The sequence below is a fragment of the Salinivibrio sp. PR932 genome, assembly GCF_001996125.1.
Lineage (GTDB): Bacteria > Pseudomonadota > Gammaproteobacteria > Enterobacterales > Vibrionaceae > Salinivibrio > Salinivibrio proteolyticus.
On the sequence record NZ_MUFM01000021.1, the window covers coordinates 15032 to 28617 of the forward strand.

The 13586-nt window shown below is 49.2% G+C and carries 13 protein-coding genes and 1 tRNA gene; 3 read left to right on the top strand and 11 right to left on the bottom strand.

Going from position 1 to position 13586, the window contains the following annotated elements:
• Positions 1–82: 82 nt before the first annotated feature.
• The 4 genes from BZG84_RS10900 to BZG84_RS10915 form a co-directional block, all read right to left on the bottom strand.
• A complete protein-coding gene (locus tag BZG84_RS10900) occupies positions 83–766 on the bottom strand; it encodes a YoaK family protein (protein WP_077479202.1) in 684 nt (227 codons plus the stop codon).
• Positions 767–774: 8 nt separating this feature from the next.
• Entirely contained in the window at positions 775–1542 is a 768-nt protein-coding gene (locus BZG84_RS10905) for a glucosaminidase domain-containing protein (protein ID WP_108743614.1), read from the bottom strand.
• Between the two features lie 100 nt (positions 1543–1642).
• On the bottom strand, positions 1643–2929 hold the full coding sequence (locus tag BZG84_RS10910) for a HAMP domain-containing histidine kinase (protein ID WP_077479203.1): 1287 nt from the start codon (positions 2927–2929) through the stop codon (positions 1643–1645).
• 42 nt (positions 2930–2971) lie between these two features.
• Entirely contained in the window at positions 2972–3676 is a 705-nt protein-coding gene (locus BZG84_RS10915; protein ID WP_077479204.1) for a response regulator, read from the bottom strand.
• Positions 3677–3851: 175 nt separating this feature from the next.
• Here BZG84_RS10915 and BZG84_RS10920 point away from each other — a divergent pair, with 175 nt between their 5' ends.
• Positions 3852–4631: a MipA/OmpV family protein gene (locus BZG84_RS10920; RefSeq protein ID WP_443216365.1), complete on the top strand. Its 780-nt coding sequence runs from the start codon at positions 3852–3854 to the stop codon at positions 4629–4631.
• Between the two features lie 251 nt (positions 4632–4882).
• A complete protein-coding gene (locus tag BZG84_RS10925; protein ID WP_077479206.1) occupies positions 4883–6052 on the top strand; it encodes an MFS transporter in 1170 nt (389 codons plus the stop codon).
• 32 nt (positions 6053–6084) lie between these two features.
• Here the strand turns inward: BZG84_RS10925 and BZG84_RS10930 are convergent, their stop codons facing one another.
• From BZG84_RS10930 to BZG84_RS10960, 7 genes are all read right to left on the bottom strand, one after another.
• The gene (locus BZG84_RS10930; protein ID WP_077479207.1) at positions 6085–6897 is read right to left on the bottom strand and encodes a 4Fe-4S cluster-binding domain-containing protein; all 813 of its coding nucleotides are present in this window, start codon (positions 6895–6897) and stop codon (positions 6085–6087) included.
• Positions 6884–8443, bottom strand: coding sequence for a YjjI family glycine radical enzyme (locus tag BZG84_RS10935; RefSeq protein ID WP_077479208.1), 1560 nt, complete (start codon positions 8441–8443; stop codon positions 6884–6886). The genes BZG84_RS10930 and BZG84_RS10935 overlap by 14 nt, the downstream gene beginning before the upstream one ends.
• A 97-nt stretch (positions 8444–8540) precedes the next feature.
• Positions 8541–9425, bottom strand: a complete 885-nt coding sequence (locus tag BZG84_RS10940; RefSeq protein WP_241825780.1) for a sterol desaturase family protein — start codon at positions 9423–9425, stop codon at positions 8541–8543.
• A gap of 188 nt (positions 9426–9613) precedes the next feature.
• Positions 9614–9889, bottom strand: a complete 276-nt coding sequence (locus tag BZG84_RS10945; RefSeq protein WP_077479209.1) for a hypothetical protein — start codon at positions 9887–9889, stop codon at positions 9614–9616.
• Between the two features lie 255 nt (positions 9890–10144).
• Complete coding sequence (locus BZG84_RS10950; protein ID WP_077479210.1) at positions 10145–11581, bottom strand: esterase-like activity of phytase family protein; 1437 nt, start codon at positions 11579–11581, stop codon at positions 10145–10147.
• 708 nt (positions 11582–12289) lie between these two features.
• On the bottom strand, positions 12290–12751 hold the full coding sequence (locus BZG84_RS10955; protein ID WP_131825047.1) for a GNAT family N-acetyltransferase: 462 nt from the start codon (positions 12749–12751) through the stop codon (positions 12290–12292).
• A 174-nt stretch (positions 12752–12925) separates the two neighbouring features.
• A tRNA-Ser gene (locus BZG84_RS10960) sits at positions 12926–13016 on the bottom strand.
• A gap of 181 nt (positions 13017–13197) precedes the next feature.
• Between BZG84_RS10960 and BZG84_RS10965 the strand changes: the two genes are divergently transcribed.
• Positions 13198–13557 (top strand): HopJ type III effector protein, encoded by a 360-nt coding sequence (locus BZG84_RS10965; RefSeq protein WP_069586822.1) that lies wholly within the window; start codon positions 13198–13200, stop codon positions 13555–13557.
• The last annotated feature ends 29 nt before the right edge of the window (positions 13558–13586 follow it).

Here is a 13586-nt window from a genome sequence, read left to right on the forward strand (position 1 = left end):
GTCAAGTTGGCTGACTCGATGCGATGCACAATAAATACATTAGAAAATGCGCGAAAACGCGCATTGTTAATGAGTTGTATAATTACTTGCTGCTAGTGCGGGTCACTAAACGCTGGCGTGTCATATACCCGCGATAACACAGAGCCACCACAAAACATAACCCTGCGGGAAACAGCAGGGCAGCAAAATGGAAGTGCGCAAAAAGCGCCGCACCCACTACCCCGCCGACGATAAAGCCAGACGCGATCAGTAAAAAGAGCATCAGTTTGCGCTTATCCACTGGATTGCCGCGCACCTTCCCCCCTAGCATCAATCCTAAATCGGTAAAGATGCCAGTTAAGTGGGTTGATCGCACGATCGCGCCGCTGTAGGTGGTCGCCATCGCATTCTGCAAGCCGCACGCTGCCGACGCGGCCAACTGACCAATGGCAAAACCGCGAGAAAGAAAATAAAACGCCACCACAATTAGCCCAGCTTCGACAAACAGTGCCGAGTCATAATGGCGACCCAATTTAAGCGTGCTGCCATGCAATAAGCATCCGGAAATCGCGGCACCGAGGAAAAAAGCCAACAATAAGCCACCCAGTTGGATAACTTGTGTCCATTGGCCTGCAAACAACCCCGAGCCAAATTGCGTCGCGGTGCCTGACACGTGCGACACGGCTTGATGTTCAAAGCCCAACAAACCGATCGCATTGATGGTACCGGCGATCAGCGCTAACACAAACGCCCCGGCTTCAACCCACCGAGGCAAACGGGTAATCATTGGCTTTCCTAGTCGTTATTGGATGAGGATGATGGCTGGTCGAGCATGTCCAGTTGGTTGTGGCGGATCATCGCTTGTAACTCGTCCACATAGGCCTGACCACGCTCTGAATAGCGTACCAGCCCATTGGCGAGTGCTGCGCCTGACAGTGGTTTATTCTGCTCACGCAGGTTGGCGCGGATCTCGCGTAGCCTTTGGTACGCGGCATGAGTATTTAAGTTATTGATATAGCTTTGTACCGAGGCTTGCGGGTTATCAAACGCTGCAACTTCGTGCACTTTCCCTTCCGCTCTTTGATTAGGGACCAGTCCACATCCTTTACTAAAGCACCACTGGCCGAAGTAGTTATTCCCTTCCCGTGCAAACCGCGACGTGCCCCACGCACTCTCGTTCGCCGCCTGTGCTAACACCAACGACGGAGGAATAATATCCACCCGTTGGATCAATGCCATCCAGTCTGCTTCTTGGTCGACGTTAAAGTCTTTAAGCTCATACTGTTCGGCGAGCGCTTGGACGCGTTTTATTTCTCGGCTACTTAGCTCACTTTTACGCGCATGCCATGCCATTAATGCGGTGCGATCCGCCAATATTTGGCTGTTAATGGCATTAACCACAGGGGTGAAGTAATCAAAAAACGCCTGCTTTCGCTCTGCCCCCGCGGCAAAAGATTGGAAATCAGGAACAAGGGGAGCTTGGGGGCGCTGACATGAGATCAAAATGGTGACGGTCACAGCAAAAATCGCCATGCCGATAAAGACGAAGGTACGATGTTTCATAGTGCCCCTAATGTTGTCGATGTGGGCGGTATTATACGCGAAATACCCGTTGGCGACGAATGCCGCCCTCTCAACTTAACACTGGCTGAGTCACATTATATTAACAAGGTAAGATGACCCGAAAGCATGCGCCGCCTAAATCACTATGGTCGATTTCAACATTGCCACCGTGGCGGGTGACAATTTGTTTGACGATCGCAAGCCCCAAACCATAGCCGGAACGCTTTTTATCGCGGGAACGATCTGCACTGTAAAACGCATCAAAGATAAACGGCCAATGTGACGGATCAACGCCCTCACCATCATCGTGGACCGCAATCACCAGCTGCGTATCCTCACAATAGACACGCACGGCGATTTGACTTACCGCATACTTCTCCGCATTACCAATTAAGTTGGTAATCACCCGTTTTAGCAGGTGTGGATCCGCCTCAATACTGGGCAAGTCCTGCGGTGCATCCAAGCTCACGGATTTGGTGCTTAGTGTCTGCCAACGCGGCCATTGTTCATTCATCCACACAGACGTATCTAACGTTTGTGGTGTGAAGAGTGTATTAGGATGATCAACGCGGGCCAAGTACAAGAGCTCATCAACGAGTGACGCCATTTCGTCGGTATCCTCAATAATACTGGCAACTTTTTGGCTCTGCTTGGTATCCAGCGGGCTCTCGCTAAGTAACTCTGCTTGCCACTGAATACGAAATACGGGAGTACGCAATTCATGTGCAACCGCATTGGTCAGTGCTCGACTGCTACTCACAAGATTGGCAATACGGTCTGCCATATGATTAAAGGTACGATTCAGCGACCCGACACGTTGGTGGCTACGTGTTGATGCGCGGGCATTTAAATCTCCCCCAGCAAACTGTAAAGCCGTTTTCTCTAACGCGCGAACACGACGGCTTAAAAACCACACCATAAAAAAGCTGTAAATGGCAAAGCCAACAAAAAGAAAAACAATCAGCAAATTATCTTCGAAGGCTATTGCACGATGTAATGGGGAGTTTGGATCCTCTTTTAAGGTGTAGAACACCTGCATATCCGCAAGGTGGAACCACAACTTGTCATCATCGTCGTAGTAGACATCAAATTGTCTATCGGTACGGTCGAAGTAATTTTTTACCGCGACAGGCAAGTGCTCAGCCGGGTGAGTATCTAGCGCATATTCAACTTTATGGGTGTATGCCTTTAGCGCATCCAGCGCCGCGTCCGTGCCTGAGGTTGCCTCAATGATATCCAACATATCAACAAGACCATCCGCTCGTCGTTCTAACAGAATAGCATCATGATCATCGGTGATTTCATACACCAAGACGACATACGTCACCAAGCTGGCAAAGAAAATAATAACCAAGCCAAAGAAGAACTCTAAATAAATGCGGCGCATGCCCCTACCTCAATCCAACGACCTATTGCACTTGGATAAGCACTACCAAGTATCAGGCACAAATAAATAGCCTTTACTCCGTACCGTAATAATCCGGCGCGGACTTGCAGAATCATCCATCAGTTTTTTGCGCAGCGTGACGATTTTGTTATCTACGGTTCGATCAATCCCATCATATTCAATCCCGCGCAGTGCTTGGGTAAGCGTGTCTCGAGATTGTACCGAATCGGGATGCGAGGCTAGTTGCCACAGGAGATCAAATTCACTTTCCGTTAAAGTGATACTTTGCTCATCTAGCTTACATTGCCGGCGTGCTTGATTAAGCACAAGGCCTCCATATTGCAGCACCCCTGGGGGAGCGGATGACATGACCGTGTCCGATTGACGACGCAACAGCATACGTACACGCGCCATAAGCACGCGGGGTTTAATCGGTTTACTGACAAAGTCATCGGCACCAATTTCCAGCGCAGCCACATGATCAAAATCGTCATCACTGGCAGTTAACATCAAAATTCTACCGTGGTAACCATTGCGGATCTGTCGACAAATTGTCAGCCCATCGTCGCCGGGCAGCATGAGATCCAGCAATACCAAATCGGGTTGCGCTGCCAATATTTTCTCTGCCGCGCCTGTGCCTTCTGCCAATGCCGTTACGGTGTAATCTTGCGCTTCGAAGTATTCCGTTAACATTGCGCGCATTTTGGGGTCGTCCTCGACCACAAACAGGTGCAGTTTCTCTTCCATTTTGATTGGTCACATCATCACTAAAAGGTAACAAGTATACCAATTTCCCTATCGATTCAACTGATTCCTGCTCTGACAGATGTCAGACAATTCCTGACGAACTGACGATATTCTCTGATTGCTAGTGCGCTTACATTACTGCCAACCCCAGTGGTGAACATCATTAAAGGAAGTAATCATGAAAAAACTAGCAATTATCATCGCGGCTATCGCCTCTAGTACTGCATATGCTGGCGACACCTATATTCGTAACGGCAACATTTATTCACATGAAGGCCAAGCAGTTGCCAGCATTGGCGTAGGTGTCACCAGCGATCTCTATAAAGACCAAGACAAAAACATCTATCCGCAGTTTAACCTCGGTTACAACGGCGAAAACTTTAACGCGGATCTTTCCAATGGCCTTAACTACCGCTTCTTGGGTAACAATGATGATACTGTGAACCTCAATGCCTATATTGGTCATTTAACGCCTGGCTACAAAAGCAAAGACGCAGATATTCTTAAAGGCATGAAAGATCGTGATCCAGCCATTGATGGCGGTATCAATATGGACATCAACACAGGCAAAGGTGGCGTATTGTCTACCTATGTAGGTCATGACATCACTGGTGAATACGATGGCTTCAATGCAGGCATGAAGTACATGCACCTCACCCACTTCGGCAATGTTGACTTTGTCCCTTATGCCGGTGTTGATTGGTTGAGCAAAGACTATGTTGACCACTATTTTGGTGTGAAAGACAGCGAAGCCACGGCACAACGCGCCGCCTATAAAGGTGATGATGCCTTTGCTTACAATGTTGGCTACAAACTTGTCGTACCAATGGGTGAAAACTGGGATATTAGCCAAACCACACAATATACCCGTTTAGGCAGCGACATTGCTGATTCGCCAATCGTCGATAGCGCGAACCAGTGGGCAGCTCAAGCGATGGTTAGCTATCACTTCTAAGTAACACGTCGGCCACTGGTTTATCTAGTGGTCGGCTCCTCTCAATTTCCTACGTAATACTTTGTTTATATTGTCAAAAATAGTTTCCTCCCCATCACAATCTATTTCAATGGGGTGTGATTGCAGCCTTCAGTCACATTTTGTTACATTCCTAACGCATAACACAGTTTCTCGCTTTTGTCCCCTCGCTATCCGCACGCTACATGGCGACACATTCGCGACTTTTCTCAGACTCACGCGCTAGGATGCCCATGAAAAACATCTTATTTTTACCCATTGCCATGTTTGCGTTCGGGATGGATGCCTATGTCGTGGCGGGCATTATTCCGGACATTTCGACCAGTTTTCAGATCACAGAAGCACAAACCGCACAGATGGTGACGGCTTTTACCTTGTGCTATGCCCTTTCTGCGCCAATCTTGGCGACATTGTTGGCGGGCTTTCCAACCAAAAAGGCGCTCGTGCTATCGATGCTGGTATTTATCTTCGCTAACCTTGTCACGATATTCAGCACCCACTTAACCATGTTGCTGGCAAGTCGTGCACTAGCCGGAATAGGCGCCGGTATTTTCTCTCCTTTAGCGGCGGCGAGTGCCGCCTCTTTGGTGCCTACAGAAAAGAAAGGTCGCGCACTAGGGCTGTTACTGGGTGGCATGAGTGCAGGTACTGTCATCGGCGTGCCTGCCGGCCTTGCTCTCGCCACTTGGCTGGGGTGGCAAGGCGTCTTCACCGTTGTAGTCGGTATCGCGTTTATTGGGCTGATTGGCGTGTTGCTTGGGGTGCCCCATATCTGTGTCGCACCACCGCCATCACTGAAAGCGCGTGTCGCATTGCTCGCCAATCGCTCGGTGTCTGCCACCATTGCTGTCACCTTCCTGACTGCTGTCACTAGCTTGGGGCTCTACGCTTATCTCGCACCTATAATTACGGGCATCACACAACACACTAACCTCACGCCATATTTATGGGTTTGGGGACTAGGCGGCATGATGGGTAGCTTCACCATCGGCCATTTGATCGACTGGGTAAAACACCCACGAGCCATCTTACTCGGGATACTAACGCTCATGTCCGTGGCCATCTTGAGCATTCCGAGTAGCTTGCCGTTGCCCTCCATCATTGCCTTTGTGCCATTTTTCTTGTGGGGCGCTGCCGGTTGGTCGTCGCTCGCGCCACAGCAACACACGCTGATTAGCCTCCAACCGGAGCACAGCGCTGCGGTGGTTGCACTGAATGGTTCGTCAAACTACCTTGGTGGTGCTGTGGGTACCCTTTTGGGTGGGCTGTGGCTCGGCCACGGCCTCTCGGTGACTCAGCTTGTCTATGCCGCCGCGGCAGTTGGTGGCGTAGCAATCGCTATTCAAATCGGGATTCTACGCCAAAGTATTCACGCCGTAGCGACAAGGTGCAAAAGTACCTAGTTTAGCAATATTCTAAGTATCCCACTTCTTCATTAAACGTTGAATTTACTTGCCTCAGTCGTCAGTAACTCAGGTGGTGGCATGGTCACGGTTTGCAGCCCTGCCGTTTGCAAGGCGATTTTTATGGTATCGAGATGCGCTTGTGTTGCCTCTGGCCAATTGGTGGCATCGCCCGTCACGCCTGCGCGGTGAAAGCCATTTAAACGCACGGAAAACACATTTCCCTGCGCCAACTGCATTTGCTGCAAATCATATAAATAGGCACAAAGTGGCGACAGATTAGCTTGCCAGTCGGTATACCCGGGGATCAGTAACAGCCGCACTTCGTGCAATTTTCCCTGCTTCGCCAGCCAACTTAGGCTATCACGCACACGGCGGGACGAATGCCCGGTCAGGGCCCGGTGCGCGTCATTTCCCCATGCTTTCATATCCACCATGGCACCGTCCATATAGGGTGACAACGCCTGCCAACGCTGGCATGGCACGCCGCCGTTAGTGTCGATCAAGCATGTAAGGTGCGCTAATTCAGAGTGCTGTTTGACCGCGCGAAAAAGCGCGCGGATAAAGCGCCATTGCAGACTGGCCTCACCGCCACTGACGGTAATTCCACGAATAAAGTGCCGTTGTTGATAAATCGCCGTCACTGCCTCGGCCAAAGACATACCGAATGCGCTTGCACTGTCACGCTCAATGGTTTCAGGGTTGTGGCACCCCGGGCAACGAAATTGGCAACCTTGCAGAAAAAATACCATCCGATTACCGGGACCATCGACACAGGAATAGGGCAACACACTTGCAACCCGAGCCACTGGACCCGATATTTTCTCCTGCTTAGGATGACTCATGAGTGTCCGTCCAACGCGCGCCAGCGAGAAATTCCGCGCTCACGACTCTTGGCTGCCGCGCTGTCACTGTCGTCATCTCAGAAGCTTCTGCGCCCAATACCGTGGTATTGGTCCGAGAGCCCGATTGTTTGAACTGGGCAATCTCGGATTTTTTCACCATATAGCCGGTGATACGCACGAGATCATTCCCATCTGTATTCGCCGTGAATTCGCGCAGCCCGGATTGCAGCGCCCCTAAACATAAATCGGTTAATGCATCGGGATTGCCTTTAATGGTGTCATCCAATGTCAGGATCTCGCTCACACCCGCTTCAAAGTAAGGGTGTAACGGCGCAAGCGCCTGCAAATGGGTGACAGGATCCGGTTCATAGCCGTAACGAATCCGCACCCCCGGAGTGGTCCCTTGGTCAATGGATAAGCCACCTTGCGCATGCAGCAACGCTCGCCCACGCCAACCATGCTTCACTGGAGTCTCTGCTACAAACGTACTTAATGCTTTGGTGATATCGTGTGCCATCTCATTCGCCGCTGCATCGTGGCCATATTCGCCACATAGGCCTTGGCGTGCCATCAGGGTATTGACCGCTTCAGCCATCGCATACACGCCAAACATGGGGACAAATTTTTTCTCATCAATCAAGCCTTCCTGCACTAGAAAGCTATTAAAAAAGTGTGATTCTTGATGCAGGAAGTGACTGCGTGCATCGATCAGCTCCACCATCAATGCGCCGTAATGCGGCAAGGTGTGCGAGAGCAATGTCGAGAGATCATTTGCTTCTTCTGCGACTTTTTTTAAGTTAAGGCGTACCAAGGTGTTCGCGCCGCCTCCAATCGGTAGCGCGTTGTAACAGCTCACAATCCCCACATTGGGCGAGTGAGCCTCTGCGTCACCAAATGTGGCTTGATGTACCGGCCAGTTAGCAATATGTGGCTTGCTACAGGCAATGATGTTATCTGTCGCCTGCCGAACTAGGGTGCGCGGGGTACGAGACGGGTCAACCATCAAGGTCAGGTTTGGGGCGACTTGTTGCAGTTCTGCGTCGATGCGCAAAATCATGCGACAAACACGATTATCATCTGGGCCAATGTTGGCATGCATAAATGCGTCTGGCAGTGTTCTGTCAAGCTGGATCCAGAACCGCTTCAGCGCTTGATACAAATGTTCATCACTCACATCATCGCAATATGGCAGCAAGAGTTGATCGAGGTAGCCCAAAAACACCGGGATATTGGTCACCGAAGGCACATGATGGTAAAGCACCATGAGCTTCATCAGCGCGTCCTCTAGATCGGTTGCCGGCGTTAACGCCAAATACTCCGAGCCACGTTTTAAAAAGCGGGCATAATCGGGCAACACATAACGCGGCTTAAAGGGAGCGTGACCCTCAAACATATCGCCGATCACACCCTGCTCCATCGCAGCCACGAGCGCTCGGCTGCAAGGTACGTAGGGTAAAGCCGCATCGGCTTGCGCAGCGAGCGCTAACGTTTTCTGCGAAGGGGTTAAGCTCGGATGGGTAACAATGGCATGCATAGCGTCGGTCATGCGGGGCTCCTGACAAGCTGAGTTCTAAAAATAACCCCATGAGAATAAAGGGTTATTTTCTTAGAATATGTTAGCTTGTCCACACGATGGAAAACCGCTACCTCTCACGTGATGCTTCCACGTCTGTCGTGTGACCTTGTGCTTGTTCTGGTGGTGCAAACAAGCACTGCCATCGTTGCCGAAAACTCAGACCGGGCTGCGTGGCGTCTCGCCACATTTGTTGCCATTCTGCAAAAGTTACCACCAGAGGGTTGAAACTATTCACTGGCTTGGGGATCCCATAGCGTACCGGCTCAGATTCCGCCTCGAAGGTGCCAAATAATTTGTCCCAAATAATTAAAATGCCCGCGTAGTTTTTGTCGATGTACTGAGGATTTACGCCATGATGAACGCGATGATGAGACGGGGTATTAAAAATCCACTCCACAGGCCCCAGTGTCTTTATCCATTGAGTGTGAACAAAAAACTGTAACCCTAAATTCAGCAGTACAACAAACACCACCCATTGCGGCGGAAATCCGATCACCACCAGCGGCAGCCAAAACAGCCACATCCCTGCCAGCGGGTACATTAAGCTTTGGCGAAACGCGGTGCTAAAGTTCATCCGCTCAGAGCTATGATGCACCACATGCGCCGCCCACATCCAGCGCACACGATGGCTAGCGCGGTGAAACCAGTAATAGCAAAAATCCTGCACGACCATCAGCAATAAGAACAAGCCTACCGACATTTCAATATCAAACAGCCGCCAGCCAAACCACCACAAATACACCTTGGCAATCAGCAGCCCGGTCAGTAAATCTGCAGCTTGATGCAGCCCCGCTAAGGTAAAATTGCAAAGCACTTCCGGCACGTAATAACGGGCATTATCGCCCAGTTTTCCGTGGCGCAGCGCCACCCAGTACTCCCCCAGCATGCATAAGAAAAACACGGGAGCGAGCACAAGCAGTAGCCATTCGGGATGGGAAATCAGTTCGGTCACGGGGCCTTTATCGCACGGTACAATTTATTAACATGTTAGGGGGTTCTACCTAACCTGTAAGGAAAAGTATCACCAAGCTGTTAGTTTGCGCACATATTGCAATGCGATGGATGTTCTTCATCAATGGTGAAAAGCGCCCAAACGGCGCTTTTCGCTATTCAATTAATTATCGCCGTAGTCAGGCTCGCTTAATCTCCGCCAAGTGGATTTTTACGGTTTTTATGATGAATACGCACCTCTCTGGCCTGCATGTGATGCTCACCGGTGACCTCAACGTTCATGCCAGGTTCTAGCTCATCAAGCATGTCAGGGTCAGCCTCAACCTTATAAAGTCCATCACTGGTGGCTACCATCATGTGGTCTTCTGCGATGTCCGTTACTTGCCCATTTACAACGCTGGGTTGCGCATCGGCCAACACACCAAAGCTAAAGAAAAAACTTAAAAGACAGAGTAGTTTTTTCATGGACGTTCCTCTTTGTATTCGCAATCTGCAGAAAACAAAGTAAAGAACAAGGGGGCAATCGTTGCCAGTGAAATGCTCGTTTAGTACCTCACCAATAAAAGTGGCTAAATAGATCTTTTCTTACCCATCACCACCCTAAATCGCTACGAACATCCCACTGTTCTGGGAGTGACTTATACCATCAATCTTACAGGCTCAGTTGGATTCGGTCGGATGGACGTCGCCCGGCTTTCGGGCGACAAAAACATATGAGTGTCACTCAGTGCGGAGGTCTACATCGACGATATATAATCGATTGCCATCCACAGTGTCGGTATCCAGCATTTTCTGTTCCAATTTACCGCTCGTGGCCCAGGTGGCAAAGTCGTCGTCATTCAATACGCCTAGATGACGATCATCAATCACCCATAGCCCTTCCATCTTATCGTGCGGATACCCTACTTTGGCAACCATATCTACCACTAGGGATTTGCTGACAGGCGTGATCCCAACTTCGGCTAAAGCACTCCAACCCTGTTCGAGAACAACCTCCTCAAGTGTCTTTCCCGATAATGTAAGACCAAGTTCCATATCCTGTTTAACATCACCGCTACTTGCGAGAGTTTCAAGGTTGGTTCCGGAGGTAAGATCAATGCGATAGATATGCTTTTGTACATCTGGAGCGGCAGCTTGTTCACCGTTAGGGCCACCGTAGAGAAAGCTTCCATCACGTTCGATCACCAGAAATTGTGTGTCGCTCAGCGCAACAATTTCGGAGTTCGAGTTTTGTGGTTTCTCCTGACGGTAGAGGTACTGCCCGATGTTACCGGACTCAAGATTAACGGTCACGATGCGAGTAATGTCTAGATCCTTCACCGCGCTATCGGGATGGTACATCGTTGATTGCATAATCCCTACAAGGGTTTTCTCATCCGGCGTAATAGCCAGCCCCTCCATGCCTCTATTGGCGCGCCGATTGCCGAATTCAGCAGGCAAGGTCAAATCAACCCGCTCATCGTTGGCAAACGCATTTATTCGGCCGATTTCCCTGCCTTCAGCGTCAAAATGGACAATATGTGGACCATACTCATCGCTGACCCAGAAAGTACCGCCCGATAGAGCTACTAGCCCCTCTCCATCTAGACCATAATCATCAAGCAAAAACGGATTGGTCATTTCATCATAAGGCTGGCTGTCATTTTTAAGAATCGGTCGGCCATCTGCGTGGTACGGCGTTTCACCGGTTCCGCCCAAGTCAGAGCTATTGGGAAGCCCAGTGATCAGGGACCCATCAGGATGTTTGAGTAGAATTGTATCGACTTGCTCAATTCGACCGTTCGATTTTACCTCAAATAATCCAATACGTGGGGTATAGTCCGGTGTTGGGAATATTTTTCCTTTACCGAGGCTGCCTTTAAATTTAGCATTAGGACCTCGATCAGTGAGAGCATAAAAGCGGTTTACATCCGAAGGATGTGCTGTCATTGCCGAACCGAAGCCACCATTACGAATCTCAAAAGCCTGCTGAGACTTAGCGTCAATGAGATCAGTCCTCAACACGTTGTAAGGTAGAAACACCCCCTCCTTCGGGTAACTGTCAAACACGGTTGCGCTGTTTTTTCTTGTATCATTGTTGCTGTATTTACAACCAGCGAGCACGAAAGATGCTATGAGAGGCACCAAGAACAGTTTATATTTATTTATCGACTTCATTGTCTATTTCCTTTTTATCTCATAAAGATCACAGCACAGCATCCTATCCCTTAAGCGATGCCTCACTGGCAAAATGCCGAGTCAAAACCATATACGAAAGCCGTCTTACTCTGAGAATCTGGAGAAAACCAAGGGGACAAGGATTTGAGCATATCAAAGGACTTGATCGCTCGGTTAACCACCTTCCGAGTGTAATCAGCAGATCCATCCTTGTGACGGAATGACAGCTCGGCCACTAACGGTGATTGGCATCCAGCATCACCTTATATTCTCGAGATGTGACATTAGGATTAGCCTTCACCATTGTATTCATCAATATCGCACTTATTAGAACCATGAAGCAGCGACAGGCCGTCATAACTTACTCCTTGAGATGTAACTAGGCCAACAGCCTAGTAGAATCAAAAAGATAGTGCCTCAACATGACAAGTACTATAACGTCGTATGACGATGCCATGATCAATTCATGACACCACTGAATCATGTAACTAATTGAATCAATTGATATCGCTATAGTCGCGGCGACCCACACACTGCAGACAATAGCGAATAGTAACCTCAGCTACATCTGACACTCCGAGACCTTTTCTATGGAAAGCAAAGCGGAAAAAACAAGGTCGTGAAAGAAAATAAATCATGTAAATAGAATAACTTATAGGACTAACGCTCTGCTTGCGTCAAACAACCAGACGCTCGCGTCACACGCCGCTAGTCCCCTACTTTTATCTCGTAAGTGGTAAAGCATTCACCCAGCATATGTGTTTTAAATACTCGTAGAGCACGTTGCGTTAAAAATGTGGATTCTCGACGGGTGTGCAGCAAATGAAGATAAACGACTTGATGACCAAGTTGTTCAGCGCGCGAGAGTAGAAACTTAAACACGTGCCGCCCAAGTCCCCAGTGCGAGGTATCCAACACGATCGCCAATTCAAAACCACATTCAGTACGCTGAATACCACACCATCCTACGAGGCAGTTGTTGACACTCACCGCCCTAACCAAACATCCGTCTTGAGTATCAATGTGTCTCTTCTCTCTCACCCATGTTTTGATGCTCTGTGCATCAAAAGGGGCATGTTCGATAAGATGCTGCCGAATGCTGGGTTTATTGAAGATAGGGATAAAGTCGTTTGGCGTGATGGCATCGAGTGGTAAGTAATTAATCATCATAACACTCCAGTATTGGGGCGACTGTAGGGGGCGAGCGACGTCAAGAGTCGCCAGACTAGGCTTACAGTATCAAACAGAAGAGGCTGGATCAGAACAAGGTGCGGAATGTGTTGATGGGATCTGTCTTTACACGATCAAAAAAGCCGCTGATTACTCAGCGGCTTTTTTGATATGTGGCGGAGGGACAGGGATTCGAACCCTGGAAGGGCTATTAACCCTTGCCGGTTTTCAAGACCGGTGCTTTCAACCGCTCAGCCATCCCTCCGAACAGGTTTGTATACTAATGATGGCCTTACGCAATGTAAAGTACTGCAACACTATTTTTTGTTTAAGTGATGGATATTTATCCATTATTCGCACACAGTGACTTCACATCGGAGGAGCAAGTTGGTACAACGTGTCTATCCTCCATGAAGAGGCCGCGTTTTAATAACTCAGGAACAGACATGACCATAGATAGTTTTCTCGTCAAAATCACAAAGACACCCGAGATGGTGACGTTTGATGAGACCTTGGCCGTGATCGATGCACATTACGATTACGCCCCGACTCGCTTTACTAATGGCAATCTCGCCAATAAAGCGGGCCAAAATACCGGTTCGTGTAAAGTGTTGGCATTTTGCCAACTGCACGAGTTAACCGAAGAGCAGACCCTAGCGTGTTTTGGCGGGTATTATCGTGAGGACGTGCTCAGTAATCCATCCGGCAACGACCACCAAAATATCCGCAATTTTATGGTCACCGGCTGGAAAGGTGTCGACTTCGACAAAATGCCACTTAAAGCGAAAGCAGGTGTGCATTCATAATCCATAAAAAACGGCGATCAAATGATCGC

Coding starts and splice junctions, on each gene's coding strand:
- BZG84_RS10910 (WP_077479203.1), bottom strand. CDS start 2,929: ATGCGCCGCATTTATTTAGAGTTCTTCTTTGGCTTGGTTATTATTTTC.
- BZG84_RS10905 (WP_108743614.1), bottom strand. CDS start 1,542: ATGAAACATCGTACCTTCGTCTTTATCGGCATGGCGATTTTTGCTGTG.
- BZG84_RS10925 (WP_077479206.1), top strand. CDS start 4,883: ATGAAAAACATCTTATTTTTACCCATTGCCATGTTTGCGTTCGGGATG.
- BZG84_RS10955 (WP_131825047.1), bottom strand. CDS start 12,751: ATGATGATTAATTACTTACCACTCGATGCCATCACGCCAAACGACTTT.
- BZG84_RS10965 (WP_069586822.1), top strand. CDS start 13,198: ATGACCATAGATAGTTTTCTCGTCAAAATCACAAAGACACCCGAGATG.
- BZG84_RS10950 (WP_077479210.1), bottom strand. CDS start 11,581: ATGAAGTCGATAAATAAATATAAACTGTTCTTGGTGCCTCTCATAGCA.
- BZG84_RS10930 (WP_077479207.1), bottom strand. CDS start 6,897: ATGAGTCATCCTAAGCAGGAGAAAATATCGGGTCCAGTGGCTCGGGTT.
- BZG84_RS10935 (WP_077479208.1), bottom strand. CDS start 8,443: ATGACCGACGCTATGCATGCCATTGTTACCCATCCGAGCTTAACCCCT.
- BZG84_RS10915 (WP_077479204.1), bottom strand. CDS start 3,676: ATGGAAGAGAAACTGCACCTGTTTGTGGTCGAGGACGACCCCAAAATG.
- BZG84_RS10900 (WP_077479202.1), bottom strand. CDS start 766: ATGATTACCCGTTTGCCTCGGTGGGTTGAAGCCGGGGCGTTTGTGTTA.
- BZG84_RS10945 (WP_077479209.1), bottom strand. CDS start 9,889: ATGAAAAAACTACTCTGTCTTTTAAGTTTTTTCTTTAGCTTTGGTGTG.